The organism is Shewanella mesophila (assembly GCF_019457515.1).
GTDB classification, from domain to species: Bacteria; Pseudomonadota; Gammaproteobacteria; order Enterobacterales; family Shewanellaceae; genus Shewanella; species Shewanella mesophila.
Genome location: NZ_CP080421.1, coordinates 2,651,683 through 2,676,917, shown reverse-complemented (window position 1 = coordinate 2,676,917; position 25,235 = coordinate 2,651,683). Strand labels below are relative to the sequence as shown.

Here is a 25,235-nt window from a genome sequence, read left to right as displayed (position 1 = left end):
TATCTATTATGGCGCAGGCGTTGTGGTTACAAAATTTTATCGCCGTATACAGTGAGTTATCGACTGACAATTTGATGTCGCTGGAGAAGATATACCATCCAGATATTGAGTTTGTCGATCCCATACACAGAGTCCATGGACTGACGGCGCTGCTTGATTATTTTACTCACCTGTATCAGCAACTTCTCAGCTGCGACTTTGTGATTGAACATGTGTTAGAAGGCGAACGGGAAGCCGCGGTTTATTGGACCATGACATTTTGCCACAAGCGGCTAAACGGCGCAGCGCCTATCTCAGTGCAGGGCCATTCTCGCTTACATTCCAAGGACAATAAGGTGGTTTATCACAGAGACTACCTTGATGTTGGCGCTATGCTTTATGAACACATCCCTCTGCTGGGTGGCATAGTGAGCGCAATTAAACGCCGAGCGGCCAAGTGATGGATAATAAAATGAGTATTATGATCACCGGTGCCACATCGGGCATAGGTAAAGCGCTCGCACTCTCATACGCAAAAGCGGGCCACAAGGTTATTGCCTGTGGACGTAGCCAGCAAAAGCTCGATGAGTTAACTCAATTGCACCTCAATATTTCAACCTTATGTTTCGACTTAACTCAGTTTGATTCCTACCCACCACTCCCCAACGGCATAGGGAAACTCGATCTGCTTATTTTGAATGCTGGGGATTGCGAATATATAGATGATCCCATTAATTTTGATGGGAAGCTCTTCGAAAGAGTGATCAATATTAATTTAATTTCAATAGGTTATGCTCTTGATGTCTGGCTTAAATCGCTGCGGAGCGGTGGTCGTTTAGTGCTGATTAGCTCTAGCGCCCAGTTATTAGCGTTACCAAGAGCGGAAGCCTATGGCGCTTCAAAAGCGGCGTTGAGCTATTTAGCCCAGACGCTATCAATCGATCTGACTAAGGATGGTATAGCGGTAACTTGTGTACATCCCGGTTTTGTCGATACACAGTTAACGTCACGCAATACCTTTGCCATGCCGATGATCGTCTCATCAGAGCAAGCGGCGCAGAAGATTATTCAAGGGATCGCTAAGGGAAAGCGCGATATTAGCTTTCCAGGGGTCTTTATATTTTTGATGAAATGTTTAAGTTGGCTGCCATTTTCCTTGTGGCGTCGCTTAGCGATAAGGATGAATTAGGCATGAGACGGATAGCTGTAATTGGGTCGGGTATTTCTGGATTAACCTGCGCTTATCTTCTAGACAAGCAGTATGATGTTACCGTGTTTGAGAAAAATAGCTATGTCGGTGGCCATACTGCAACAGTCGACATTACTCATCAAAACCAAACCTATGCCATTGATACTGGTTTTATTGTATTTAACGATAGAACTTACCCTCATTTTAATCGCCTACTGGATATGCTGGGGATTGTTGGGCAACCGACGGAGATGAGCTTTAGTGTCCATAACCGACAAACGGGTTTTGAATATAATGGTCATGGGTTGAATTCACTCTTCGCTCAGCGTAGAAATATTTTTCGTCCGCAGTTTTGGGCGTTGATCCAGCAGATCCTTAAGTTTAATAAGTTATGTAAACAAGCATTTCACGAGAAAAATATAACAGCAGGTCATAAACTTGGTGATTTCTTAGAACAACATGGGTTCTCTGACTTTTTCTGTCAGCACTATATTCTTCCCATGGGCGCCGCTATTTGGTCGACGAGTCTTGCCGAAATGCGTCAGTTTGAACTTAAGTTTTTTATCCAGTTCTTTTATCACCATGGTTTGCTCAATATTAGCGACCGCCCTCAATGGCAGGTCGTTCCTGGTGGCTCAAGGGTGTATGTCGATGCTATTTTGTCACAGCTTTCAAAACCCGTATTGACTGAGTCTGACATAGACTCGGTTACTCGTGGTGACGATGGCGTTGTTGTTAAGCTAGCCAATGGTGATGGGTTGGTGTTTGATGAGGTGATCTTCGCTTGCCATTCTGATCAGGCGCTAGCGCTTCTGGGTGATGCAACTGAGAATGAAAAAACGGTATTAGACGGTATTCCATACAGCCGCAATGAGGTGGTGCTGCACACAGATATTAGCTTATTGCCTAAACGTCCTCTGGCGTGGGCAAGCTGGAATTATATGTTGGATGACAATTTTAGTCGTCCCGCTTGCGTCACCTACAACATGAATATCCTCCAAGGGATAAAAAGTGATACGACCTTCTGCGTCACCTTAAATCAAAGTGATGAGATCGACCCTGATAAAGTGTTACGTCGCTTTGTCTACCACCATCCAGTGCTTAACGATGACAGTGTCGCAGCACAGAAACAGCGCTCATTAATCTGTGGTCAAAGAGGTACTCACTTTGTTGGCGCCTATTGGTACAACGGTTTCCATGAGGATGGGGTGCGTAGTGCACTCGATGTCACTAATAGATTTGGGCTCACACTATGAGCCATCTCCCCATTCAAGCATCTAATGCTGTAGAAAAAAGTGGTATCTATCACGGTCAAGTTCGGCATCGTCGCTTTGGCGCGATTCCCCATGCCTTTAGTTATCAGATGTATATGATGGGGCTAGATCTCGATGAACTACCAAGGCTAGTTAGCCGCAGTCGACTATTTGGCCGCAATTGGTTTAATCCTATTCGTTTTAATGAAAAAGATTACTTAAAAAATGAACCTGGCAGCCTCAAGCAGCGTATTGGTGAGAAAGTCAGGGCATTAGGTGGTGATTGGCAACAGTCTGGACGGGTACTCATGCTGGCTCAGTGTCGGTGTATTGGGGTTTATTTCAGCCCGATTAACTTCTACTTCTGCTATGACCAAGAGCAAGAGTGCAAGTATATGTTGGCTGAGGTAAGTAACACGCCTTGGCAGCAACGTCACTATTATCTGTTGCGTTTAGATGGTGAGTTGACGGTTAAGAAGGCGTTTCATGTATCGCCCTTTATGGAGATGGATATGACCTATCATTGGCGTATCACGCCGCCGTCTAACAAGACCATGGTGCATATTGAGAACCATAAGAGTGAAAAAGTATTTGATGCAACTTTGGCGTTATCTAAACGCGAATTAAGTGCTAAAGGGTTATTAAAGACACTACTGGCCACTCCCGCAATGACCTTCAAACTGGTCGCAGGGATCTATTGGCAAGCATTGAAGTTATATCTAAAGCGTGTGCCGTTTGTTGCGCACCCAGAATCGGATTCAAAAACATAAAAGACAGTATTGTCTAATTAGCGAGGTTGAAATGGAACAGCTTGTAAAACAAAATCAAACTCTTAGCCCTCGTGAATATTCGGTTGGCATTGGCGCGAATGCCAAATATCGCACCTTGATTATCAAGTTATTAGCCCAGCTTAACGATGCCAGTATTGAGCTTATCGAAGGCGACAATCACAATGTGCTCGGGGATAGAAACGCCCGCCTTTGTGGGCAAATAGTGATACACGACGCGAGCTTTTTTAAAGATGTCATTCAGGGTGGGAGCATAGGTGCGGCAGAAGCGTATCTCGACGGCAAATGGACTAGCCCCAATTTAACCGCTTTGATTCAAGTCATGGCCAGAAACCAGTCTAAGCTCGATGCCATAGAGAGCAAGATGGCATGGTTGTCAAAAATTAAAAACCTCTTCTTAAGACGTAAAAACATCAATACTGAGCAAGGTTCAAAACGTAATATTTTGGCGCATTATGATATCGGCAACGATCTCTATGAGCGTTTTCTCGACTCAAGCATGCTCTATTCCTGCGCGCTATATAGTGATACAGCGACCAGCCTAAGCGATGCTCAGCAAAATAAGATGCGCACTATTTGCGAAAAACTTGAACTTAAGCATAGCGATCATGTGATTGAAATTGGGACTGGATGGGGTGGTCTGGCTGTCTATATGGCGCAAAATTATGCTTGTAAGGTGACGACCACCACGATATCAGATGCTCAGTATGAGTTTGCTAAAGCCCGTATCGAGCAGGCCGGATTGAGCGATAAAATTACCCTGCTTAAAAAGGATTACCGCTCGCTTGAGGGGAAATACGACAAGCTGGTTTCTATTGAGATGATTGAGGCCGTCGGTCATGAGTATCTCAGTACTTTCTTCGCAACTTGTTCGGGACTGCTTAAGGACGATGGGAAAATGCTTATTCAAGCGATCACCATTGCCGATGCACGTTATGAGAAGTATCGCAAGAGTGTCGATTTTATTCAGAAATATATCTTTCCTGGTGGTTGCTTACCCTCTGTTGCGGTAATGAGCACACACTTAAGTGAGCAAACTGATATGGTCATCAGCGATATCGATGATATTGGCTTACATTACGCTAGAACCTTAAATGATTGGCGACAAGCCTTTGAGCTGCGTTGGCCTGAGCTAGTTAAACTTGGTTACAGAGAGGAGTTTAAGCGTCTGTGGTTATTCTATTTTTGTTACTGTGAAGGTGCATTTAAGGAGCGAGTGATAAGCACTCATCACATCGTTGCGAGAAAGCCCCGCTTTATGGGTCAGGTAGATGAAACTATTTTGGATTATTAATCTATTACTGTTTCAGCTTTGCTGGTTTTCTGCCGCATTATTGCCCCAGTATGCCGCAATAATCATGGCAGGATTAATCGCGATTCACTTTGGATTATCTCCTACTCGGAAACAAGATATAAAGGTATTGCTCTTGGTGCCAATCGGGATCGCCGTCGATAAGTTACAGCTTGAGGTGGGCGGTTTCGAGAGTGTGAATCAAGGCTTTCCTGTTTGGTTGCTGCTGTTGTGGTGCATTTTCATTATCAGTTTAAACCATAGTTTAAAGTGGCTCACTGAGCGCAGCCTAGCTGTCATATCACTGTTTGGTGCCATGGGGGGCGCCAGTAGTTATTGGGCTGGTATTCAATTTGGTAGCTTTAAGGCTGTTTGGTCTGATACTTGGTTAGTGCTATCGCTGATGCTGGTTTGGTCATTGTTGATGCCTATATTTGTTATTTGTTATCGACAGTTGCAGCTTTCTAACCCAGTAAGATGAGGTGTGATATGTACCGATGGCTAATGGTGTTGCTGTTCAGCGTCAATGCTTATGCTTCACCTTTGAATCAATTGCAAAAGGTCGGTGCTGGTGAGATGAACTACCTGTTTTGGACCTTATATCGCGCCGAGCTGTTTGCCAGTGATATTCCTTTTGATGTAACCGAGATGAAGCCTAAAGCCCTTAGAATTGAGTATTACAAAGAGATCGACAGACAGGCGCTTATCGATGCTACCGGCGAGCAGTGGCTGCAGCTTGGTTATGATGCCGCTGAGATTGAGCTGTGGTTAACACCGCTTGCAAAAATATGGCCCGATGTCGCTCCTGGGGACGTATTAACGCTGTTAGTGACCCAAGACTGCGAGAGCCATTTCTATTTTGATAATGCGCTGATAGGCGTTATTGAAGATCGACGTTTTGGTGAGGCCTTCTTGTCTATATGGCTTTCGGAACACACCTCTGAACCAAGGCTTAGAAAACAATTATTAGGACTAAAGTAATGAGAAAACTCAGCTTTATTGTACTTTTTTTGCTACTCAGTGGATGCGGGGCTGCCAGCTTAGATGATTACAGCAACACCAGGCCAGAACTTAAATTAGAGCAGTTTTTTGATGGCAAGTTAAAGGCCTATGGCATAGTCCTAGACAGGTCTGGCAAGTTATTGCGCCGCTTCGATGTTGATCTTGTTGCGAGCTGGGATGGCGACCAAGGTGAGATTAAAGAGTGGTTTTTGTTTGATGACGGTGAAAAGTCGACGCGAATTTGGCGGCTCAGCAAAGTCGCTGATAACCAATATCAGGGACAAGCTGACGATGTCATTGGGATCGCAACAGGGAACACCGAGGGCGCGGCGTTATTTTGGCAGTATGATTTGGATATTGTTGTCGACGGCGAGACCTATCGAGTCACCTTAGATGATTGGATGTTTCTTCTCGATGAAAAACGCCTGTTTAATAAAACAGAGATGACTAAATTTGGGTTCAAGGTCGGTGAAGTCATTCTCTATATTGAGAAGCGAGAGGATTAACCATGACTGCCTCATCTGCGATTTTTAGCGCTAACCCTATTTAAGATGTCGAAGTTCTCGCGCCTTTGACTATTTAGTTTCTGATTATTTCGCTTCTGAGGCTATGACCGCCTTGATGCCGTGAGAATGTATCTTAATGCAGAGGTTGTCACGCTTAAAGGCGATGGTGGGGTTGGCTAGACGCTCATGCTCTCCTTTGGGAGAACTCTGCTTTACTTTTATTGTCGTTTGTCCCGCCAAAATCGGCCCAAGTTGTGGTACGACAGCAAGTAACTCATGCTGCAGTTGCTCGCAGGTTTGGGCTTCGCTTGGTAACACAAGTTCAATATGCTCCCATCCTTCAACGGGATAAGGCTTATCACTTGGATAGGGCAACTCGACGCACTCGATAAGCATCTCGCCCAATCTCATAGGTGTATCTAGTTCAATAATCAGGATGGGACGACCATTGATTATGTTGTTAGAGATAACATTGCCTTGCTTTGCAAAATAGGTCGATAAGCTATCGGCGGCAGCAACCGAGTTGACTCTTAGGGCCACATGGTCACAGTTGAGCTTGAGTGTGTCGAGATTGAGTTCGGCCATGAAGTCTAAGATCTGCTCGCTAAATGCTGGCCAAGAATGCTCAAGTTGTTCGTTTGTCAGTTGATTCGGTGACTTTTGATGCGATGACTCTTGATGCGGTGAGAGTTGTTTCGATGAGAGTTGACTCGATGTGATAGTGCATTTGGTCATGGTGAGTACTCGTGAACCTATTAATGGATTATCTATGCTAATGGTGCTAACGATTGAAGCGCTTAGGGCCATATTTCAATGGGTGTCCCCATATCGACGGCGCGCCAAAGCTCATCTATTTCGTTGTTTTTAAGGGCGATGCAACCATCGGTCCAATTAAGTGTTTGCGCTTCATCTGGCGTGAGCGAGGAGTTAGGGTTTTGGCCGTGGATCATTATTTGACCACCAGGATCGATGCCAAGGGCCTCGGCTCTTAACCTATCTTCCTCATTGGGGTAGGAGATATGAATTGCTCGGTAGTATGCGCTATCCGATTTTTTATAGTCGAGAATGTAACGCCCTTCGGGAGTGCGTTGATCTCCCTCCTGTAGCTTATGGCCTTGAGGCCTATCACCCATGGCAATCTTATAACGGCGAAGGACTTTACCTTTTCGCATTAACATCATGCTGGCGTTTGATTTATCGACAACCACGAGATCAACCTTGCCAATATTACTGTGACTGCCACTTTGAGGAGAGTGTTGCACGCTGGAAGCGGCCCAAGTGAGGCTTGTGCTTAAAAGTAAAATTATTAGCAGGAGTGGTTTAAATAATATCCGCATTATCATATTAGCTAGAATAAAGGTGCTACTTGGGTGTTCATCATACCTTAATTTTAGATTAAGCTGGATCGGTTTATTAGATTCTCTATTATAAGCAGCCTGAACACGTCAACTCTTCATAAGGATCACACTTTTCGATGGATGCGAGCGACGATACATTAAGATTAAAACTGCGGCAGATCATTTTTGGTACAGAGACTAAGGCGGGCCGCTATTTCGATTTAGCCCTGATAGTCTGTATTGTGCTCAGTGTTTCGCTGGTGTTTCTCGATACCATAGACAGTGTGCATAGCCAGTATGGCGACTTGATCCGCATTGTTGAGTGGTTTTTTACTGGAATATTTACCCTCGAGTACCTACTCAGGTTGTACTGTTCCGCACAGCCAGTGAAATATGCGCGCAGTTTTTATGGCGTAGTCGATCTGCTTTCTATCTTACCTAGTTATTTGGCGTTGGTGTTCCCTGGGGCGAACTTTACCTTAGTGATCAGAGTATTACGCTTGTTTCGTATTTTTAGGGTATTGAAGCTGCTGCGGTATCTTAGCGAGGGCAATATTTTATTGCGCGCTATGATGCAGTCCAGTCGCAAGGTGTTTCTGTTTTTCTTTTCAGTGAGCCTTATCGTGATGGTATTGAGCGCCGTTATGTATGTCGTTGAAGGGCCAGAGCATGGTTTTACCTCAATGCCAAAGTCTATCTATTGGACCATAGTTACTATTACTACGGTTGGCTATGGCGATATCACGCCTCAAACCACATTGGGACAAGCGATAGCCGCGCTGACGATGCTAATTGGTTACTCTATTATTGCCATCCCTACTGGTATTTTAACCGCTGAGATCTCACAAGAAATTGTGCGCAAGAAAGATTTAAGGCGTTGCAGTAACTGCCTAAAAATGGGTCATGAGGTCGAAGCACTCTATTGTGATAAGTGCGGCAGCGAACTTGAGAAGGAGCTGTAGTCAGACGGTGTGTTATTTCCCCCAATTGCTTAAGGATTAAGATGACCAAAGCTAAGTTTGTTGAAGGCTCCATCATGCGGCATATTTTGGTGATGAGCTCCACGGCTGCCATTGGCATATCCGCGCTGTTTGTCGTTGATCTTATCGACATCTTTTTCTTGAGCATGTTAGGTGAGCAGGAGCTCGCCGCTGCAGTTGGCTATGCTGGCACAATTTCATTTTTTACTACATCAATCGGCATTGGTTTATCTATCGCATTAGGAGCCTTGGTTTCGCGGGCGATAGGGGCGAAACAGTTTGAACTCGCTAAGCGGTTATTGCTCAATAGTGCGGTTGTCACCCTACTGGTTGCGGTTCTTGTCGCTATTATTGTGACCATCTTTATTCCGGATCTGTTAGCTCTTGTTGGAGCCTCTGGTCATACGGCCGATCTTGCTGCTGACTATCTTTATATCTTGGTGCCCTCGATGCCGCTGATCTGCTTAGCCATGGCGTTGGGCGCTGCACTACGCGCGGTTGGCGATGCAAAACTGTCGATGGTTTCGACCCTTATTGGTGGTGGCGTCAATTTAGTGTTCGATCCTATTTTTATTTTTTTGCTGGCCATGGGGATCGAAGGTGCAGCTATCGCTTCGGTGCTTGCGCGTATTGCCGTATTAATCGTTGCTGCCAGAGGCGTATTCATTAAGCATAACTTGATTGGACGATTCGATCTGTCATGGCTTAAAGAAGATATTCGACCTATTTTTGCCATTGCAGGTCCCGCCATGGTGACCAATATCGCCACGCCGATCGGTAATGCGGTCGTAACCCGAGCCATTGCCGATTTTGGTGATAGTTATGTTGCGGCCTGGGCGGTACTAGGGCGCTTAACACCAGTCGCCTTTGGGATGATATTTGCGTTATCGGGTGCGGTTGGGCCTATCGTTGGACAAAATTTTGGTGCGCGGGAATTTGAGCGGGTAAAAGAGATCTTGACTAAAGCACTGCTCTTTTGCGGGATCTATGTGGTATCGCTCTCATTACTGCTGTTTTTATTACAAGAACAGATCATTGTCGTGTTTGGCATGCAGGGGGATGGCGCAGAATTAATTCGCTTCTTCTGTAGCTACATCGCCGTGTTTTTTGTGTTTTCTGGGGCTCTGTTTGTCGCTAATGCCTCATTTAATAACTTAGGTAAAGCCAAGTATTCAACCTTGTTTAATGTGGGCAAGGCCACATTGGGTACGATTCCTTTTGTTTACTATGGTGCTCAGTGGGGCGGGGTTCAGGGGGTATTGATTGGCCAAGTCATGGGGTCGATTGTTTTCGGTATTCTTGGGGTGTGGACTGCCTTTCATTTGGTGGATAAAGTGCAAAGTACTAGGTTTTTTACTGGTCGCGAAAAAGATGAATTTGACGATTTAAATGAGGAGCTTAGCGTCTCTAGCTCCAACCCTTTGTCATCATCTTGTGCACAAATGGCCCAACTCAGTGAAGAGCAAGATTGTGAGGACAGTACTAGAATCACCGAATTGGTTGTGGGCGAGCGACGAGACTGAGTACTCGCAATCTGTAGAGCAAAGTGAAGCCGATTTAATTGTGTGCTGGGCGCGTTATCCGATGATTTTTCTCTTCGCGGCGCCCGTCGACATTTGATCTTGTTAGTCGATATTGTAATTGCGTTAGGTATTTGAGCCGTTTACTTAAATTCGATTAAGCTTCGCTTTTGTCATTTGTGTCGTCTGTGGCTGGGGTTTCTATTGCAGCATCAGTATCAACAGCAGGTTTCTCTTTGGCTAATTCATTGGCTTTTGCTGCCATCTCGGCTTGTTCTCGAGCGAGTTCTTTGGCGCGATCACCTTTAGACACATACTTTTTAACACTGGGTGGAGTGTGCTTATTTAGACGTGCCTTAGCTCGTTTGGCCGTCTTTTTGATGATTTTCTGTTTTCTGTTCATACGCTCCACCTAAGTGTTTAGTTAACTCAAAATAGGGCCTAGCTTCGAGATAGCGTAAACCGGAGGCGGATTTTAACTTAATCTTAGTCAGGCGGCTATAGGCAAATATTTTAATAGTGAGGATTTATGACATATTCCATCGATGGTGAGATCACCTTTTTCCAGCGTTTCGAGGCCGATATTCTCTCTGGCGCTAAAAATATCACCTTAAGAGATCAATCTGAGTCTCATTTCACTGTTGGGCAACGCCTACAAGTAGCGACGTTTGAAGATCATCGCTGGTTTTGCGACATCCTGATTGAACGGGTTGAAAAGCTCGCTTTTGGGGAACTTAATGATCTTCATGCTCAGCAAGAAAATATGACTCTATCTGAGCTTAAAAAAGTCATTATCGACATTTATGGCGCGATAGATACCCTCTATCTTATCGGTTTTTCTGTGATCAAGTCGTAACTTAGACTCATCTCTCCAGTAAACTGCCCAGTCTTGCAGGTTTTGTTTGAATGGGCCGACTCTCTCTATACTGCTTTAAGCTATTGATCGATGACTAATTGGAAAAAGCTATTTTGATGATAGATAAGCTCAATTGGCATAGAGTGATGTTAAGCAACTATAGCTAATGGACCTTGTATGAAACCAAAGCCGTGATTAATCAGGGAGGAGATAACACACATCTCTGATAGTGAATGCCCAATGCATCACAGCGCTGGAAGCGGTAAAACCAATAACGATTGGTGGCCCAATCAGCTTAGAGTCGATCTTTTACATCAACACTGTGACTGTGCAAAATTAAATCCGATGGATAATGAGTTCAATTATGCGGCAGCGTTTAATAGCCTGAACTTAGCAGGAGTATAGCAAGACTTACGCGATCTGATGACCGATTCTCAAGCGTGGTAGCCAGCAGATTTTGGTCACTACCGCCCACAGTTTATTCGTATGGCGTGGAACCATTCTATCCTCTATTCGCCTTGCATTAGTTGCCAAAAAACACCCTGAGTAGCTCACATTCTTACACTGATTGGTGTACATTTCATCGTATTGTATTACCTCGCGTTTTTCTGGTAGTTCTCGTATCTTTTTTAGAAATAACCTTGATAGAATGTGGATCTTTACCACGACTAATAAAGGTGTTTTTATGGAGGAATGTTCTACGGCTGATACCAATATGCAAGAATATGTGATTTTACTTCATGGCCTAGCGCGCACCGAACGTTCTTTGAGTAAATTGGCTATCGCTATTGAAAAACATGGCTATCGCTGTATCAATCACTCCTATCCCTCAACTAAGCACGATATTGCAACGCTTGCCGAGGTAGCCGTGGCAGAGGCGCTGTCCTTATGTGGAGATGCGACCAAGATCCATTTTGTCACCCATTCAATGGGCGGGATTTTGGTGCGGCAATATTTGAGTCGGCGCCCCATTAAAAATTTAGCGCGAGTCGTTATGTTGGGACCACCGAATCGAGGTAGTGAGGTGGTAGATACCCTGCGAAACGTGCCCGGATTTAAGTTAATTAATGGCCCGGCAGGAACGCAGCTTGGTACCGAAGAGATGAGCGTTCCTAACAGTCTTGGGCGTGCTAATTTTGAGTTAGGTATTATTGCAGGCACGCGCAGTATTAATCTGCTCTTGTCTACCATGTTGCCTGGACCTAATGATGGTAAGGTGTCAGTTGAGCGAACAAAATTAGCGGGGATGAAGGATCATATCGCCCTGCCTGTTACCCATCCTTTGATGATGAATAACGCGCTGGTGATAGAACAAACCGTACATTTTTTAAAGTATGGAGTGTTTAATCACAACTAAATATTCGCAATCACAAAAGAGGGCGAATGTGATGTTCAAGATGCGAATTTTTTAATATCACCCTCTGAAGCGCCATCGTTACATTCACCACGGATCTCACCACGGCCAAGCTCGATAATTCGGCTCAGTTCGATGTAACCGTCTCGACAATATCCTGTCATATTGATGGTTTTATCTAAACCTAACTCAATCTGCTGTGTCCAGCGTGATAAATCAAGGCCATTTCTCGATTGCTTTTTATTGCTAGAGCGCTTCATCTTTTCAAGCTCTCTTACTCGTGCCATATGCGGCTGCTCAAGTGTTGGCAATTGGGCGTACTTTACCTTGTAGGTAAAGAGCTTAATGCCGTCTCCTTTGATCGCGGTTTGGAATTTATCTTCGACTTTGATTTCGAAGTCATCTACTTGTGGATTGCTCCTGGCGCACGCGGTGAGACAGAAAAGTAAAAATAGTAAAATAATATTTTTTATTTGCATGATTTTATTGTCATTCTATGCAGTTTATTCGGGATAAAATGGTGGCGTACGTTGAGCATAACGTAATTAACAGCCTATATCATCAATAGAACGCTGATTTGCACTGTTTCAGGCTTAACCGGCTACTTTAGTCGTTATCATCAACTATGCTTTGCCTGAAATAAAACCAATGAAAGTCATGGAGTCGGCATTGTTTAATGGCTTATAAGCACGTCTTGGTTCCTTCCATGGAGACTCGCTTATCGCATCCTTGCGATACACGACTTATCAGCTCATTTAAGCATATCCAACTTAGCTTCAGCGTTACCGTTAAGCCTTACTAGAAGTGCTGTGTAAGTAGTAAGTAGTTTGTTTCTATCGTCAACACACACAACCGTTATCCAGTTTGATAAGTGTTAGGTTAAGTCATTCCTGTTCTCAGCTCAGATATGGCAAACAATTTGATGTAAATCACGCTAATGAATACTAATGTAGATTTGTTGTTGTTATTTGGTTAGGGGTTGGCAAACTAAAAAGTGTATGGAAAATTCAATTCTTAGGAGAGAGAATGTCGGCAATAATGAAGCTTTTGACCTCGTTGTTAGGCAGCTTTAGGGATCTACTCCCCATTATTTTTGTCGTCGGATTTTTTGAAATTGTTGTCTTACAACAAGCCCCCGCGGATCTTGCTTCTATTCTCATCGGTTTGCTGTTTATTGTCTTAGGTTTAACTTTCTTTGTCTTTGGCTTAGAGATGGGCTTATTTCCTATTGGTGAGTCATTGGCACAAGCATTGGCGCGAAAGGGCAGTATTTTTTGGCTGGTGGTGTTTTCGTTTTCATTAGGGTTTGGTACGACACTGGCTGAACCCGCATTAACGGCGGTCGCTAATGAGGCCGCCGAGGTGGCGGCTCGCTCAGGGGCCATAGTCAATTCAACCGAGGCTATGGATAGCTATGCAATGGGATTGCGACTAACCGTCGCGATTGCAGTTGGATTAGCTATTTTGCTTGGGGTGATCAGAATACTCAAAGGCTGGCCAATTCACTATTTGATCATTGGTGGTTATTTATTAGTGATGATCCTCACCAGTTTTGCCCCCGCTAATATCATAGGTATCGCGTACGACTCAGGAGGGGTGACGACATCGACGATCACTGTGCCCTTAGTCACGGCGCTAGGTGTGGGTCTGGCGACCGTCATTAAGGGGCGTAATCCGATGCTCGATGGTTTTGGGCTCATTGCTTTTGCCAGTTTAACCCCAATGATTTTCGTACTGCTTTACGGCATGGTGGTACTCTAATGGCGATGGTGAGTGACATCTTTAATACCTTATTGCTGACAGCTCGTGATGTGGTACCTATTGCGGTGATCTTATTTGGCTTTCAGCTTGGTGTGTTAAGGCGGCCCATAGTTCATTGGCAGAAAGTGCTTCTTGGTTTTGTCTATGTCATTTTGGGATTGACCTTTTTTCTCGTTGGATTGGAATTAGCGCTATTTCCAATCGGAGCGAGCATGGCAGATCAACTGACCTCGCCCAGCTTTCTGCATCCTGATGGCGATTTGTCCCCTTTTGTTTGGCAAGATTATCTCTGGGTCTATATCTTTGCCGCTGCAATAGGTTTTAGTACCACCATCGCGGAGCCGTCACTGATTGCGGTTGCGATTAAAGCCAATGAGGTTTCAGGGGGAACCATAGGGATACAAGGATTAAGGATCTCTGTTGCGATAGGTGTTGCAATGGGGATCGCGCTTGGCTGTTTTAGAATAGTGGTAGGTGACCCCATTCACTATTACATTATGGCGGGTTATGTTTTGGTGGTGATACAAACATTTTTTGCCCCAAAGATGATTGTGCCACTAGCTTATGACTCTGGTGGGGTAACGACATCAACCGTCACAGTGCCATTGGTGGCGGCGCTTGGCTTAGGCTTAGCCACCAATGTTGATGGTCGCGACCCCTTAATTGATGGCTTTGGTTTGATCGCTTTTGCGAGTCTATTCCCCATGATCACAGTTATGGGTTATGCCCAGTTAGTTGAATTTATGATTAAGCGAAAATCCGCTAAGGAGCGATAACATGCGCTTTAAACTTATTGTCGCGTTTGTCGACGAAACCTGCACCGATGTCGTGCTTGATGCCGCAAGAGAGGCTGGTGCCACTGGTGCGACGGTAATTAATCATGCTCGAGGTGAAGGTCTAGAGAAAAAGAAAACCTTTATGGGGCTCGGACTCGATATTCAACGGGATGTCATTTTATGGTTGGTTGAGGAACATATGAGCCGGACAATTTTAGAAACTATCTGCAAGGTGGGCGAGTTTGAAACTAATCCTGGGCAAGGGATTGCGATTCAGATCGATGTTGAGGACGCCGTCGGCATTGCTCATCAAGTGGAAATACTCAGCAAAGAGATTGAGGATCAAATATGAAACCATCGACGCCAATAAAAAATAGCGATGTGATGACAGGTGATTATGCCATGATCGATGGGCTGCATACTGTATCTGAAGCGATTCGATTAGCGGTCTCTGGCAACGTCAGTATGTTGTTGGTCAATAAGCGTCACGAACATGATGAGTTTGGCATGGTGCTCATGAGTGATATAGCGCGTAAGGTACTTGCGAAAGATAAATCGCCTGAGCGGGTCAACGTCTATGAGATCATGATTAAGCCAGTATTGTCTGTCCATGCCGATATGGATATTCGTTATACCGCAAGATTATTTGAGCGTTTTGGTATCAATAAGGCACCAGTGATTGAAGCTGGCAAAATTTTAGGTGTGGTGACTTATCACGACATCGTATTGAAAGGAATGATGGCAAAGCGAGACTGAGTAAAAACTTGGTATATCAATATGATGCGCGTTAATAGCTGCTCGTTATTAACGCGCATTTTTTTTAGGCGAAACGTTGATTCAGATAACTAATGATATCTGACGACTCATACATCCACTGAACTTGACCATTGTCTTCGATGCGCAGGCAAGGAACCATTGCCTTGCCACCTTGCTCGACCAGAGTCTGTTGATGCTCGGCCTGCTTGGCATCAACCGTTGTGATGTTTAAACCTTGACGGCGAATCGCGCGGCGAACTTTGACGCAAAACGGACAAGCTGGATATTGGTACAACTGAATTTGGCGCGTCAGCTCATCGATCTTAACCTGTTCGGCGATCGGGCGTTGGCGTTTTTTCGGAGCAAAAATAAAATTAAAAAACAGGATGATGCGGCCTAATACCCAACGAACAATAAACATTAACAACTTCCTCATATGATTTGATGGCCGCGATTTTAACTTAAGCGTGACTAGGATCAAAGTTTTGATTTGGACAAAATGGCATCACAATCAATCATCACCGCAAAAGAGGCATGCGTGCTGTGGGGCATATTGACTTAGGTTAACGAAATTAGGGCAGGAGCGATACTATGATCGCTCCTGCTTAACTTATACAGAGAGGTATTAATCTGCGCTAAGGGTGAGTAATGCTTGGCTTGCGCTGGTATTGAGTTCGGCTTGACTATCGAGCACAAACACTCTTGCTGGGTCAATTTGTGCCTGCTCAATAAGATAGTGTTTTACGGTTACCGCGCGCTGCTGAGCGAGCGCTGCCAATGCCGAGTCGCCAATGTCTTGTTGCGAGACTAGTGAATTATATAACGCCATATGCCAGCGAGTTAACAGCTCATCTTCAGGCAGCTTCTGCTCTTGCTGGGCTTCTATCAGCTGTTTAATGTCATCGGCAGGTTTACCGAGTTCCGCTTCGTAAAGGCGTTTCAACGCATCAGATAATACGCCTGATGTGGGATAGGTACTTGGGGTCAGCCCTGCTGGAAAACTGGCAATGTCTATGTTCGCGGTTTGTGACAATTTTTGCTGTAATTGCGCCGTCATCAGGGCTTGACTATCTTGGGTTACGTTGACAGCTCCTTTTGCGCTAAGGCGCAGTTTAGGTCTATCTTTTAGGCCTTTTGCCAGCTTATCGAGTAAGGATCGACTATCGCCGCTGAGTGTTGCTAATCCAGGAGTAAAGGCGACCTTGTCTAACTCATCGTCGGAGCCGAGTAGCCCCGCTAATAAACTAAATGGGGCGGTGACCGCTTTGGTTATCACGTTGGAAAAAGCCGTCATGATAATGCTGCCAAAGCTGAAACTAGGCTCATTGAGATCGCCGGACACCTGTAGACCGAGATCGATAACACCATTTCTGTCCTGTAATAATGCAATGGCTAAGGTTACTGGCAGGGAGGTTGCTAAACTGCTTTCACTTTTTTTACCTAGCTTTAGCTGGTCTACGACCAGGTGGTTATCTCCCACTAGTTGATTGTTCTCCAGTTGATAAGTGAGATCTAATGACATTAAGCCCTTGTCGATATAGTAGCCTGCATAGGTGCCCGAGTAGGGATTAACCGAGGTTAACTCAACATGTTTAAAGCTAAGGTCTAGATCTAAATAAGGCTGCGCTAGCAAAGGATTTATTTCACCTTTGAGCGTGACAGGAGCATATCGGTCAATTTTGCCGTTTATGTCGACACCAGCGGCTTTTTTACTGCTAGATGACAAGTTTGAGATGCTACCTGAGAGCTGCTCAATACCCGCAGCAAAATTAGGGGTGAGCGACTTATCGGCGAAGAAGGTTGAACCATCTTTTATAATCACATTGTTGATCGACAAAGCCATAGCTGGTTGCGCTTTATCTGTATTAGCGGGTGTCTTTTTAGGTGTAGCTCCTGTTTGTGCCTCAGACTCTTTTACTAATCCTTGAAAGTTAGTGCTTCTATCTTCGGCAATTAAGATCCGACCAAAAGGTTGGGTCAAGGTCACTTGATCTATAGCTAATTCATTGGTTTGTTTATTAAATTCCATTTTGTTAATGTCAAAGCTATGCCATTTTAACAATGCTTGTTGCTGTAGCTTGTCCTTGATCGATAGGTCGTCAATTTGAACGGCTGCGTTAACACCTAATTGCGCCTGGGCATCTGCGATTAGCTCGCCCTGAGTACTTAACCACCCTTGTTCAAGTTCGATATTAAGGTAAGGAGTAAGGAAGTTTTGGAACTGATTTAGTGCTAGTTTAGTCAAGGCGAATTGTGCTTGTACTTGCTGGCGCTTAGCATCGATTTGCCCGCTTGTGGCTAGTTGACCCTGTTGATTGAGGTTAAGTGCTAACTCAAAGTCAATTGGCGAACTCAGCGCGGCATCAATGCTACCGGTAGTCAGTTTAATGTCGCCAATATTCCACAGGTTCTCCTCGTTCAAGATCTGCTCTTTGAGCGCAAGCTGATATCCACTTATGTCGATCGATTTTAAAACTGCGCGCCATTGTGATTCTGGGGTCACTGGTGTGTTTGCTCGCTGGCTTTGATTGTCAGCCGTTAATGTATCGCCACTGCTTGCGTCAGGGGACACTAGATTGATGTCGCTGGGCGCTGCTACTGTTTGGGAATCGCTGCGCTCTGCAGTTTGGGGTTGTTCATCTGCTTCTACTTTCGCTGCTTGCATCGATTTTGGAGTGAACAAATGAACTAGATCGAGCCCCTCTTTATCTACACCAGCATTGAGTAATAAATTTTGCGAGCTTAACGCATCGATCGTGACTTGTTTATTAACCAGATCGAAGTCGATATTGTGCAGTGCAATGGCATCCAGCGTCAGTACCGATTGTTGCTGGTGGTTAACCGCCAGTTGCTTGAATGCAAGCTCACCTCGGTTTGTTTTGGCAATAAGTTGTTCATTGTCTATTGCTAATCGGTAGTTGGTTGATAAATCGAGATAACCTCCATCTAGCGACACATTAAAGTCTTTTGCTACTAAGCTCCAAAATTGGGGTAATGGGATATCCGACAATGTGATGTCGCCGCGTACATCTAAAGGAGACAACTGTATCTGCCCTTTTAGCGCTATTGCTCCGCCATTCCGACCATGAAACTCGATGTCGTAGTGGTTTACTTCTTGTAATGTCTCTTTGCCACTAACGGCTAGCGGATTGAGTGAGTCAAAGGCGTTAACATGAAGGTTTACTTTATGGTAGCTCACTTCGCTTTGGGTAACATCATCAGCCAGATCTAGCGTCGCATCGATTATGGCTAGATTTGTCACCATAAAATGAGGAATTGATTGGTTCTTTTGTTCTTGCGCTGGCGTATCTGCAGATTTAGCGTTGAGAGTGTCTATGATGTCAGAGAAATTGAATTTCAATGGCTTATCGCTCACCACTCTCCTCACATTGGCATAAGGCGCTGCTAGCGAGACATCGGTAAAACTAAATCCCCAATCAAATATTGAGTGCCAAAATTGGTATTGAAATGCTAACTGTTCAAAGCCCACAAAAGCACTATTGTCCTTTTCTGCTATGCCAAAGCCGTCAACTTTAACGGCTAACGTAAAGGGATTGATACGCACATCTTGGAGTATTACGGGTCTATTTAGCAGTAAAGACAACTGTTTAGGGGTTTGCTTAACTAAAAGGTAAGGAACCACTAGACCCAGTAACAGGGTCCATGTTAAATACAGAGATAAGCTGATACCTAGATAGCGTTGATATTGAGGCAGTCGTTTGTATTTTTGTCCTAGGCGAGTAAATAATGAGGGGACGGAAGACATAATGACCTTTGAGTTAGAAGTATATAGGAAACGGCGATATTGCATTGCTTATTGGTGCCGGCGAGCATCTCACCAGTACAATCGTTAAATCAGTCGCTATAATTTTAGTTGTATTGTTGCCAATATTGAATGGTTAAATTGTAAATTGCCTAAAATAGATGAGAAAAATTGACTGACATGACAGTATTTTACCTAGATGGGCAGGCTTTTGAGTCTGAAGCTCAAGAAACTGTCTTAGATGCGCTGATCCGTCATGGGCAACGCCTCAATTACTCTTGTAAGAAGGGAGTTTGTAAGACCTGTTTAGTACAACAGGTAAAAGGCGATATCCTAGTGGGTTCACAGCGAGGCTTAACTCGGGCACTCAAAAAGCGGAATTATATTTGTGCTTGCCAATGTAGGCCATTTGAGGCGTTAGCGCTTAAGTCTATTTTGTCTCAAGATCTGTTTGTGAGCGCAGTAATTCAAGAGAAAAAACTGTTAAGTGATTCTATTGTTCGCATTGGATTAAAGCTCGATGAAGGGATCTGTCATCAACCTGGGCAATATATCAATCTGAGACGTTTCGACGGACTAACTCGCAGTTATTCGCCGACCAATATTTCAGGGGCCTCTTTAATCGAACTGCATGTGAAGCGAAAATATAATGGTCAATTTAGCGATTGGTTATATCATCATGCAGGACTTGGTGAGCAACTGCTGCTACAAGGTCCTCTAGGGAGTCACTACTATAAGCAAGAGTATGCTGAAGATAAACTGATTATTATCGCTTTTGGTAGTGGCTTAGGTGTTGCCCATGGGATCATCAATCAAGCCTTGGTTGGAGGACATAAAGGTGACATTTTCCTTTATGTTGGGGCTCAAAATGAAACCGATCTCTATCTGCACGCACAGCTGTTGAAGATGATGCTCGAGTATAAACAATTCTCCTATCAAGCCTGTATTACGGGGCAGGCCAGTACTCCTAGGCTAGGGCGTCGTGTCATGTTAGGCGATCCATTTAGCGAGGCGATTAAACTACATCAGTTTGACCGTCAGCAGCAGCTGTTTATTTGTGGCGAACCGACGGCGGTCAATCAGAGCCGAGAGAGAGCATTTCTTAATGGCTATCCGATAGCACGAGTACATGCGCTCTCATTTGAATATAAAGATTTGCGCGCCAGAACACGAGAGTGAGCCACTGATTTTCTGTCGTTGAGCTAAATAATACCCGTGTCGTAAATACCAGTATCTTTTTTTTTACGTTATGATAACCTTATTTAAATCATGAGGATGTGTAGCTTTAAGGCTTTTTTGAGAGCGAATAGCCAAGTATCAAGGATGAGATATGCTGATAAGAATTGCAATAGATGAAGATTTATCTACGTTGTCGACTTTGTTTGATGAATATCGACAGAGTTTAGGGCAGGCCGCTGCAATAGAAGATAGCCATGAATTTATGCGCTCTCGTCTACTGGAGAATGACTCGGTTATCTTTGTTGCAATAGTAGCAAAGCAAGTCGTTGGTTTTATTCAGCTTTACCCCTCTCTTTCTTCTCGTTTTTTAAAACCGCTTTGGTATTTTGATGATCTTTATGTGGTAGAGCCTTATCGTCAAAAAGGGATTGCCACAAGTTTAGTTGAAAAGGCCAAAGAATTAGCCGATGAAACCAATGTATTGGCTGTTTGTCGTGAACATCTAGGGCAGGATGGATTTTTACTGCTGGAATCGGTCGGCACTAAATTGACAGGCTTTAGCGATACAAGTCTTGTGAGCTTATAAGTTGTAAGCATAGATCTTCATTGTGGTAAGATACTGCGGTTTTGGTGTATGGGCACAAGTGGAGATCTGAGTTGAACAAAAGCGTTATCACTAATTTACTCGCTGCAGTGGTTATGATCTGTGGCTTTCTATTCTCTTTACCTATTGTATTGAGTATTGGTTTGTTCGCCCTTTCAGGTGCGATCACCAATTGGCTTGCCATTCATATGTTATTTGAGAAGGTGCCAGGTCTTTATGGTAGTGGCGTTATTCCGGCACGCTTTGAAGAGTTTAAAGCGGCTATTGCTCATCTAATGATGGAGCAATTTTTTACTGAAGAAAATATCGATAAATTCCTTTCTCAACAAGGCAAAGGTGCCGCTCATATCAATTTACAGCCTGTTATCGAAAATGTAGATATGACGCCAGCCTTTAACGCACTCGTGACTACGGTCGAGCAATCTTCTTTTGGCGGTATGTTGGCAATGTTTGGTGGTTCAGAGGCGATAACACCGCTTAAAGACCCCTTTATTGAGAAGATGAAAAGCTCGTTAATCGAGATATCTCAGAGCGACGCATTCTACGAGCTGATTAAACAAGAGATTGAGCAGCCTGATGTGATGGCTGATCTACGAGCACAAGTTGCATCTATCGTTCATCAACGCCTCGAAGAACTGACTCCGCAATTGGTTAAAGAAATAGTGCAAGAGATGATTAAAAAACATCTCGGTTGGTTGGTTGTTTGGGGGGGCGTGTTTGGCGGTTTAATTGGCCTATTTGCAGCATTAATCACATAATGAAAAGGGAGCTTAGTTCCCTATTTGGTTTCATCATGGTTGAGCTCAATAAGTGATTGTTTTTATATTAAAGGTTTTCTGCACTATAGAAACAGGTTTAAGCCATTGAGCATGAGCAAATCCTTGATGTGATCGATATCAGATTAATTTAAAATGCGTGCGTTGTCGGTTAATCGGCGTTCTTAACTCCAGTTCAGCTTTCTGGACTAATACAAAGTCAGTAAAAGGATTGCGTGATGAATAAACACTTAAATATCAATTATCTTGAGATCCCAGTTCTAGATATCGTTAAAACTAAGCTGTTTTTTACCCAAGTATTTGGTTGGGACTTTGTCGATTATGGTGATAGTTATAGCTGTTTTGTCGATGCCGGTATCGCTGGTGGCTTCTATCTGAGCGAGCAACATTTTGATCTTGTTAAAGGTGCGCCATTGATTGTTATCTACTCAGAGCAATTAGAGCAAACCATGGCAGAAATTGAGCAAGCAGGAGGCCAGATAGTGAAAGCGATATTTAGTTTTCCTGGTGGCCGTCGTTTTCATTTTAAGGATCCAAATGGCAATGAGTTTGCTGTTTGGTCACTATAATATGCCCCATTGTATCATCGAATATTCAGCACCATTAGCTGCGCAAATTGACATAAATGAACTGCTCCAGTCGGTGCACCAAGGTGCATTGGCATCAGAATTGTTTGAGCCTTCGGCGGTGAAGACTCGAGGTTATGCGAGTCAGAACAGTCAAGTCGGGCTGTTGGCTGATGGTAGTTTTATTCATATCATATTTAAGATCATGCCTGGACGCACCGATGGGCAGAAGAAACATCTGACTGAGGTGGTTTATCAACAGATTAGCAATCTTACTCTAGGGATTAGCAGCCTTACGATGGAAGTACTTGAATTAGAGAGTGCGCATTACTTTAAGCTACTGAGCTAATAAGGCGTAGCGAGTAAGACTTAGCTAATAAGAGTTATTTAACCAATCACTATCTACAGCGATACTAAGATCTTTAGAGGGCTAAGGCCTGTTGCGACGGCAAGGTAAATTTTTTATGGGATTGAAAGGTTAGGCTGTGACACGAGTGAATGGGTTCAAATTAAGGTTGAGAATGAATACCCTAGGGTTAGCCGCCCTAGGCGCGCTCGCACTCAGCTCATTAACTGTGAGTTTCTCAGCCTATAGCGCTGGGGAGATGAGGGTATGTGTCGATCATTATCCTCCTTTTTAAATATTAGGCACTGACGCTGAGCCTATTGGAGAGAATATTTCATCGCTACGGTTAATCGCGAAACTTCTCGATGTTGAGCTAACCTTCGCAGAAAGCCCCAATTTTGCTCGGTGTTTACATATGTTAGAAATGGGAAGTACGGATATCGTCGCGGGTCTGATTGCCAAACCAGAGCGAGAGCGATATAGCTACTTTTTGCCCTACAGACCCGATAGCAGCTACTCCTTTATTAGTCAGCTTTCGTTGCCAGCAATTACACACTATGAGGAACTAAAGCAATATTCAATTGGGATATCACGAGATACGCAATATTTTGAGCGTTTTGATCAAGATAAGAATCTACGGAAGCTGGTGACCAATGACGTGAATGTGGCCACCAACATGTTACTCAAGGAACGTTTTCAGGTATTGATTGTTCCGACCACAGTATTACCGAGTTTAAAGCGACGATTTCCTCAGTTTGAGCAACAATTAATAGTTCATCCTTATAGTTTTAAAGAAGATAGAATCATCTATTTTGGCTTGAGTAAGAAGCATCAGCTTGATTTGCCAATTGAGCAAATAGAGTCCATTGTCACCAAGGCATATGAGCAGGGACTTTTTATGCAAGAGATAGATAAGTTTATTTCAGAGCATATTGAATACTATTAAAAAAGAGACCCTAGGGTCTCTTTTTGATTAAGCGATATTCTATCGTGTTAATAAGCGCTTTCGTGCACCGATTGAACTGCTCGGCCTGAGGGGTCAATGATACCTTGCAGACTCGCATCCCATGCTAACGCCTCGGGTGTGGAGCAGGCTACCGATTTTCCTCCTGGTACCGTCTCCGCTGCCGACGGTAACGGGAAGTGTGCTTCAAAGAAGCAGCGGTAAAAGTAAGCCTCTTTGGTCTCTGGTGTGTTGTATGGGAATCTAAACTTGGCGTTAGCCAATTGTAGATCGTCAACCTCTTGCGCCGCATGGTCTTTAAGTCCGTCGATCCAAGAGTAGCCTACGCCATCACTAAATTGCTCTTTCTGACGCCAAGCCACCTCTTTAGGTAACTTATGCTCAAATGCTTTACGTAAAATATGCTTTTCGATACGGCCATCTTTCGACATCTTAGCTTCAGGGTTGATGCGCATTGCAGTGTCGATAAACTCTTTATCGAGGAAGGGAACACGGGCCTCCAGTCCCCAAGCCGCCATGGCTTTGTTAGCGCGCAGACAATCAAAAAGATGCAGTTTATCGAGTTTACGAACAAGCTCTTCGTGGAATGCTTGCGCGTTGGGTGCCTTATGGAAATAGAGATAACCACCAAATAACTCATCGGCCCCTTCGCCCGATAGCACCATCTTGATCCCCATAGCTTTAATTTTACGTGCCATTAGGTACATAGGCGTCGCAGCCCTGATGGTCGTGACGTCATAGGTTTCAAGGTGATAAATCACATCTTTAATTGCATCTAAACCATCTTGGAAGGTAAAAGTGATCTCATGATGAATCGTGCCAATGGCATCGGCTACCTTCTGCGCTGCGGCTAGATCTGGTGCGCCTTCAAGACCGACCGCAAAAGAGTGTAATTGTGGCCACCAAGCGTCAGTCGCGCCATCATCTTCGATACGACGCTTGGCATAGGTTTGTGTAATGGCTGAGATCACCGATGAATCCAATCCGCCAGATAACAATACGCCGTAGGGGACATCAGACATAAGCTGACGTTTAACCGCGGCTTCAAGCGCTTCACGTAGTTCATCGACGCTGGCTTCGTTATCTTTAACCGCATAAAAATCCTGCCACTCACGTTGATAATACTGCTCATAACCGTCGGCTGTTAAGTAGTGCCCTGGTTTAAACTCTTCAACGGTTTTGCACACAGGCATCAGCGCTTTCATCTCAGAGGCAATATAGAAGTTGCCTTCGGTGTCGTGACCTGTATACAGAGGGATTATGCCCATATGGTCACGACCGATGAGATAAGTATCTTGAGCTTTGTCATAGAGGACAAAGGCAAAAATGCCATTAAGTTTATCGAGGAAATCGACGCCATATTCTTGATATAGGGCTAAGATCACTTCGCAATCGGAGTTAGTTTGGTAGCTGTATTTATCACCAAGTTCGGCTTTTAGCTCTTTATGGTTATAGATCTCACCGTTTACCGCTAGGATCAGGGTTTCATCGCTCGATAGTAGTGGTTGAGCACCATGTTCGATATCGACAATAGCCAAACGTTCATGGGCAAGAATGGCTTTATCACTGCTGTAGATACCCGACCAATCAGGACCTCGATGGCGGAGTAACTTGGACATTTCAAGAGCAACTTGACGCAGTGGCATGGCGTCAGACTGGATATCTAAAATCGCGAATATTGAACACATA

General features: G+C 44.3%; 29 protein-coding genes. 22 read left to right on the top strand and 7 right to left on the bottom strand.

What is annotated here, in order from left to right:
- Positions 1-8 precede the first annotated feature (8 nt).
- Genes K0I73_RS11785 through K0I73_RS11750 form a run of 8 tightly spaced genes read left to right on the top strand, consistent with a single transcriptional unit; the run spans position 9 to position 6,008 of the window.
- Positions 9-440, top strand: coding sequence for a nuclear transport factor 2 family protein (locus K0I73_RS11785; RefSeq protein WP_220061315.1), 432 nt, complete (start codon positions 9-11; stop codon positions 438-440).
- Positions 441-451: 11 nt separating this feature from the next.
- Positions 452-1,168, top strand: a complete 717-nt coding sequence (locus tag K0I73_RS11780) for an SDR family NAD(P)-dependent oxidoreductase (protein WP_220061314.1) — start codon at positions 452-454, stop codon at positions 1,166-1,168.
- A 2-nt stretch (positions 1,169-1,170) separates the two neighbouring features.
- Complete coding sequence (locus tag K0I73_RS11775) at positions 1,171-2,424, top strand: NAD(P)/FAD-dependent oxidoreductase (RefSeq protein ID WP_220061313.1); 1,254 nt, start codon at positions 1,171-1,173, stop codon at positions 2,422-2,424.
- Positions 2,421-3,191: a DUF1365 domain-containing protein gene (locus K0I73_RS11770; RefSeq protein WP_220061312.1), complete on the top strand. Its 771-nt coding sequence runs from the start codon at positions 2,421-2,423 to the stop codon at positions 3,189-3,191. Before K0I73_RS11775 ends, K0I73_RS11770 begins: the two co-directional genes overlap by 4 nt.
- 31 nt (positions 3,192-3,222) lie before the next feature.
- Complete coding sequence (locus K0I73_RS11765) at positions 3,223-4,503, top strand: SAM-dependent methyltransferase (RefSeq protein ID WP_220061311.1); 1,281 nt, start codon at positions 3,223-3,225, stop codon at positions 4,501-4,503.
- Positions 4,481-4,981, top strand: a complete 501-nt coding sequence (locus tag K0I73_RS11760) for a DUF2878 domain-containing protein (protein WP_220061310.1) — start codon at positions 4,481-4,483, stop codon at positions 4,979-4,981. The genes K0I73_RS11765 and K0I73_RS11760 overlap by 23 nt, the downstream gene beginning before the upstream one ends.
- 8 nt (positions 4,982-4,989) lie before the next feature.
- The gene (locus K0I73_RS11755) at positions 4,990-5,481 is read left to right on the top strand and encodes a chalcone isomerase family protein (RefSeq protein WP_220061309.1); all 492 of its coding nucleotides are present in this window, start codon (positions 4,990-4,992) and stop codon (positions 5,479-5,481) included.
- A complete protein-coding gene (locus tag K0I73_RS11750; RefSeq protein ID WP_220061308.1) occupies positions 5,481-6,008 on the top strand; it encodes a DUF3833 domain-containing protein in 528 nt (175 codons plus the stop codon). The genes K0I73_RS11755 and K0I73_RS11750 overlap by 1 nt, the downstream gene beginning before the upstream one ends.
- Positions 6,009-6,092: 84 nt before the next feature.
- Here the strand turns inward: K0I73_RS11750 and K0I73_RS11745 are convergent, their stop codons facing one another.
- Together K0I73_RS11745 and K0I73_RS11740 are read right to left on the bottom strand one after the other, a co-directional pair.
- Positions 6,093-6,743: a VOC family protein gene (locus tag K0I73_RS11745; RefSeq protein ID WP_220061307.1), complete on the bottom strand. Its 651-nt coding sequence runs from the start codon at positions 6,741-6,743 to the stop codon at positions 6,093-6,095.
- A 62-nt stretch (positions 6,744-6,805) separates the two neighbouring features.
- Positions 6,806-7,345, bottom strand: a complete 540-nt coding sequence (locus tag K0I73_RS11740; protein WP_220061306.1) for a L,D-transpeptidase family protein — start codon at positions 7,343-7,345, stop codon at positions 6,806-6,808.
- A 137-nt stretch (positions 7,346-7,482) separates the two neighbouring features.
- Here K0I73_RS11740 and K0I73_RS11735 point away from each other — a divergent pair, with 137 nt between their 5' ends.
- A complete protein-coding gene (locus K0I73_RS11735) occupies positions 7,483-8,307 on the top strand; it encodes an ion transporter (RefSeq protein WP_220061305.1) in 825 nt (274 codons plus the stop codon).
- A 41-nt stretch (positions 8,308-8,348) separates the two neighbouring features.
- The gene (locus K0I73_RS11730) at positions 8,349-9,848 is read left to right on the top strand and encodes an MATE family efflux transporter (protein WP_220061304.1); all 1,500 of its coding nucleotides are present in this window, start codon (positions 8,349-8,351) and stop codon (positions 9,846-9,848) included.
- Positions 9,849-10,002: 154 nt separating this feature from the next.
- Here K0I73_RS11730 and K0I73_RS11725 read toward each other — a convergent pair whose 3' ends face one another.
- The gene (locus K0I73_RS11725) at positions 10,003-10,248 is read right to left on the bottom strand and encodes a DUF2986 domain-containing protein (protein ID WP_220061303.1); all 246 of its coding nucleotides are present in this window, start codon (positions 10,246-10,248) and stop codon (positions 10,003-10,005) included.
- Positions 10,249-10,374: 126 nt separating this feature from the next.
- Here K0I73_RS11725 and yqfB point away from each other — a divergent pair, with 126 nt between their 5' ends.
- Both yqfB and K0I73_RS11715 read left to right on the top strand, forming a co-directional pair.
- Positions 10,375-10,701, top strand: coding sequence for a N(4)-acetylcytidine aminohydrolase (gene yqfB, locus K0I73_RS11720; protein ID WP_220061302.1), 327 nt, complete (start codon positions 10,375-10,377; stop codon positions 10,699-10,701).
- Positions 10,702-11,386: 685 nt separating this feature from the next.
- A complete protein-coding gene (locus tag K0I73_RS11715) occupies positions 11,387-12,058 on the top strand; it encodes an esterase/lipase family protein (protein WP_220061301.1) in 672 nt (223 codons plus the stop codon).
- Positions 12,059-12,093: 35 nt separating this feature from the next.
- On the opposite strand, the gene K0I73_RS11710 is transcribed toward K0I73_RS11715, so the two are convergent.
- Complete coding sequence (locus K0I73_RS11710; protein ID WP_220061300.1) at positions 12,094-12,534, bottom strand: hypothetical protein; 441 nt, start codon at positions 12,532-12,534, stop codon at positions 12,094-12,096.
- Positions 12,535-13,081: 547 nt separating this feature from the next.
- Between K0I73_RS11710 and K0I73_RS11705 the strand changes: the two genes are divergently transcribed.
- The 4 genes from K0I73_RS11705 to K0I73_RS11690 are packed head-to-tail and all read left to right on the top strand — an operon-like array spanning position 13,082 to position 15,348.
- Complete coding sequence (locus K0I73_RS11705) at positions 13,082-13,816, top strand: DUF1538 domain-containing protein (RefSeq protein ID WP_220061299.1); 735 nt, start codon at positions 13,082-13,084, stop codon at positions 13,814-13,816.
- On the top strand, positions 13,816-14,592 hold the full coding sequence (locus tag K0I73_RS11700; RefSeq protein WP_220061298.1) for a DUF1538 domain-containing protein: 777 nt from the start codon (positions 13,816-13,818) through the stop codon (positions 14,590-14,592). The genes K0I73_RS11705 and K0I73_RS11700 overlap by 1 nt, the downstream gene beginning before the upstream one ends.
- Before the next feature lies 1 nt (position 14,593).
- The gene (locus K0I73_RS11695; protein WP_220061297.1) at positions 14,594-14,944 is read left to right on the top strand and encodes a P-II family nitrogen regulator; all 351 of its coding nucleotides are present in this window, start codon (positions 14,594-14,596) and stop codon (positions 14,942-14,944) included.
- Complete coding sequence (locus tag K0I73_RS11690; RefSeq protein WP_220061296.1) at positions 14,941-15,348, top strand: CBS domain-containing protein; 408 nt, start codon at positions 14,941-14,943, stop codon at positions 15,346-15,348. The genes K0I73_RS11695 and K0I73_RS11690 overlap by 4 nt, the downstream gene beginning before the upstream one ends.
- Positions 15,349-15,412: 64 nt before the next feature.
- On the opposite strand, the gene K0I73_RS11685 is transcribed toward K0I73_RS11690, so the two are convergent.
- Positions 15,413-15,769 (bottom strand): glutathione S-transferase N-terminal domain-containing protein, encoded by a 357-nt coding sequence (locus K0I73_RS11685; protein WP_220061295.1) that lies wholly within the window; start codon positions 15,767-15,769, stop codon positions 15,413-15,415.
- A 204-nt stretch (positions 15,770-15,973) separates the two neighbouring features.
- The gene (locus K0I73_RS11680) at positions 15,974-19,114 is read right to left on the bottom strand and encodes a DUF748 domain-containing protein (protein ID WP_220061294.1); all 3,141 of its coding nucleotides are present in this window, start codon (positions 19,112-19,114) and stop codon (positions 15,974-15,976) included.
- Positions 19,115-19,291: 177 nt separating this feature from the next.
- Between K0I73_RS11680 and K0I73_RS11675 the strand changes: the two genes are divergently transcribed.
- The 6 genes from K0I73_RS11675 to K0I73_RS11650 all read left to right on the top strand — a co-directional run bounded on the left by K0I73_RS11675 (position 19,292) and on the right by K0I73_RS11650 (position 23,528).
- Positions 19,292-20,290, top strand: coding sequence for a 2Fe-2S iron-sulfur cluster-binding protein (locus K0I73_RS11675; protein WP_220064357.1), 999 nt, complete (start codon positions 19,292-19,294; stop codon positions 20,288-20,290).
- Positions 20,291-20,441: 151 nt separating this feature from the next.
- A complete protein-coding gene (locus tag K0I73_RS11670) occupies positions 20,442-20,876 on the top strand; it encodes a GNAT family N-acetyltransferase (protein WP_220061293.1) in 435 nt (144 codons plus the stop codon).
- Positions 20,877-20,947: 71 nt separating this feature from the next.
- Positions 20,948-21,652 (top strand): DUF445 domain-containing protein, encoded by a 705-nt coding sequence (locus K0I73_RS11665; protein ID WP_220061292.1) that lies wholly within the window; start codon positions 20,948-20,950, stop codon positions 21,650-21,652.
- A gap of 236 nt (positions 21,653-21,888) precedes the next feature.
- Positions 21,889-22,239, top strand: a complete 351-nt coding sequence (locus K0I73_RS11660) for a VOC family protein (protein ID WP_220061291.1) — start codon at positions 21,889-21,891, stop codon at positions 22,237-22,239.
- Entirely contained in the window at positions 22,208-22,585 is a 378-nt protein-coding gene (locus tag K0I73_RS11655) for a 5-carboxymethyl-2-hydroxymuconate Delta-isomerase (protein WP_258405179.1), read from the top strand. The genes K0I73_RS11660 and K0I73_RS11655 overlap by 32 nt, the downstream gene beginning before the upstream one ends.
- Before the next feature lie 412 nt (positions 22,586-22,997).
- Complete coding sequence (locus K0I73_RS11650; RefSeq protein WP_220061290.1) at positions 22,998-23,528, top strand: type 2 periplasmic-binding domain-containing protein; 531 nt, start codon at positions 22,998-23,000, stop codon at positions 23,526-23,528.
- 47 nt (positions 23,529-23,575) lie between these two features.
- Here K0I73_RS11650 and asnB read toward each other — a convergent pair whose 3' ends face one another.
- A complete protein-coding gene (asnB, locus tag K0I73_RS11645; RefSeq protein WP_220061289.1) occupies positions 23,576-25,234 on the bottom strand; it encodes an asparagine synthase B in 1,659 nt (552 codons plus the stop codon).
- Position 25,235 lies beyond the last annotated feature (1 nt).

Bases quoted from the DNA above. Each gene is read 5' to 3' on its own strand.
- K0I73_RS11785 (WP_220061315.1), top strand. From the start codon at position 9: ATGGCGCAGGCGTTGTGGTTACAAAATTTTATCGCCGTATACAGTGAG.
- K0I73_RS11780 (WP_220061314.1), top strand. From the start codon at position 452: ATGAGTATTATGATCACCGGTGCCACATCGGGCATAGGTAAAGCGCTC.
- K0I73_RS11775 (WP_220061313.1), top strand. From the start codon at position 1,171: ATGAGACGGATAGCTGTAATTGGGTCGGGTATTTCTGGATTAACCTGC.
- K0I73_RS11770 (WP_220061312.1), top strand. From the start codon at position 2,421: ATGAGCCATCTCCCCATTCAAGCATCTAATGCTGTAGAAAAAAGTGGT.
- K0I73_RS11765 (WP_220061311.1), top strand. From the start codon at position 3,223: ATGGAACAGCTTGTAAAACAAAATCAAACTCTTAGCCCTCGTGAATAT.
- K0I73_RS11760 (WP_220061310.1), top strand. From the start codon at position 4,481: ATGAAACTATTTTGGATTATTAATCTATTACTGTTTCAGCTTTGCTGG.
- K0I73_RS11755 (WP_220061309.1), top strand. From the start codon at position 4,990: ATGTACCGATGGCTAATGGTGTTGCTGTTCAGCGTCAATGCTTATGCT.
- K0I73_RS11750 (WP_220061308.1), top strand. From the start codon at position 5,481: ATGAGAAAACTCAGCTTTATTGTACTTTTTTTGCTACTCAGTGGATGC.
- K0I73_RS11745 (WP_220061307.1), bottom strand. From the start codon at position 6,743: ATGACCAAATGCACTATCACATCGAGTCAACTCTCATCGAAACAACTC.
- K0I73_RS11740 (WP_220061306.1), bottom strand. From the start codon at position 7,345: ATGCGGATATTATTTAAACCACTCCTGCTAATAATTTTACTTTTAAGC.
- K0I73_RS11735 (WP_220061305.1), top strand. From the start codon at position 7,483: ATGGATGCGAGCGACGATACATTAAGATTAAAACTGCGGCAGATCATT.
- K0I73_RS11730 (WP_220061304.1), top strand. From the start codon at position 8,349: ATGACCAAAGCTAAGTTTGTTGAAGGCTCCATCATGCGGCATATTTTG.
- K0I73_RS11725 (WP_220061303.1), bottom strand. From the start codon at position 10,248: ATGAACAGAAAACAGAAAATCATCAAAAAGACGGCCAAACGAGCTAAG.
- yqfB (WP_220061302.1), top strand. From the start codon at position 10,375: ATGACATATTCCATCGATGGTGAGATCACCTTTTTCCAGCGTTTCGAG.
- K0I73_RS11715 (WP_220061301.1), top strand. From the start codon at position 11,387: ATGGAGGAATGTTCTACGGCTGATACCAATATGCAAGAATATGTGATT.
- K0I73_RS11710 (WP_220061300.1), bottom strand. From the start codon at position 12,534: ATGCAAATAAAAAATATTATTTTACTATTTTTACTTTTCTGTCTCACC.
- K0I73_RS11705 (WP_220061299.1), top strand. From the start codon at position 13,082: ATGTCGGCAATAATGAAGCTTTTGACCTCGTTGTTAGGCAGCTTTAGG.
- K0I73_RS11700 (WP_220061298.1), top strand. From the start codon at position 13,816: ATGGCGATGGTGAGTGACATCTTTAATACCTTATTGCTGACAGCTCGT.
- K0I73_RS11695 (WP_220061297.1), top strand. From the start codon at position 14,594: ATGCGCTTTAAACTTATTGTCGCGTTTGTCGACGAAACCTGCACCGAT.
- K0I73_RS11690 (WP_220061296.1), top strand. From the start codon at position 14,941: ATGAAACCATCGACGCCAATAAAAAATAGCGATGTGATGACAGGTGAT.
- K0I73_RS11685 (WP_220061295.1), bottom strand. From the start codon at position 15,769: ATGTTTATTGTTCGTTGGGTATTAGGCCGCATCATCCTGTTTTTTAAT.
- K0I73_RS11680 (WP_220061294.1), bottom strand. From the start codon at position 19,114: ATGTCTTCCGTCCCCTCATTATTTACTCGCCTAGGACAAAAATACAAA.
- K0I73_RS11675 (WP_220064357.1), top strand. From the start codon at position 19,292: ATGACAGTATTTTACCTAGATGGGCAGGCTTTTGAGTCTGAAGCTCAA.
- K0I73_RS11670 (WP_220061293.1), top strand. From the start codon at position 20,442: ATGCTGATAAGAATTGCAATAGATGAAGATTTATCTACGTTGTCGACT.
- K0I73_RS11660 (WP_220061291.1), top strand. From the start codon at position 21,889: ATGAATAAACACTTAAATATCAATTATCTTGAGATCCCAGTTCTAGAT.
- K0I73_RS11655 (WP_258405179.1), top strand. From the start codon at position 22,208: ATGGCAATGAGTTTGCTGTTTGGTCACTATAATATGCCCCATTGTATC.
- K0I73_RS11650 (WP_220061290.1), top strand. From the start codon at position 22,998: ATGTTAGAAATGGGAAGTACGGATATCGTCGCGGGTCTGATTGCCAAA.
- asnB (WP_220061289.1), bottom strand. From the start codon at position 25,234: ATGTGTTCAATATTCGCGATTTTAGATATCCAGTCTGACGCCATGCCA.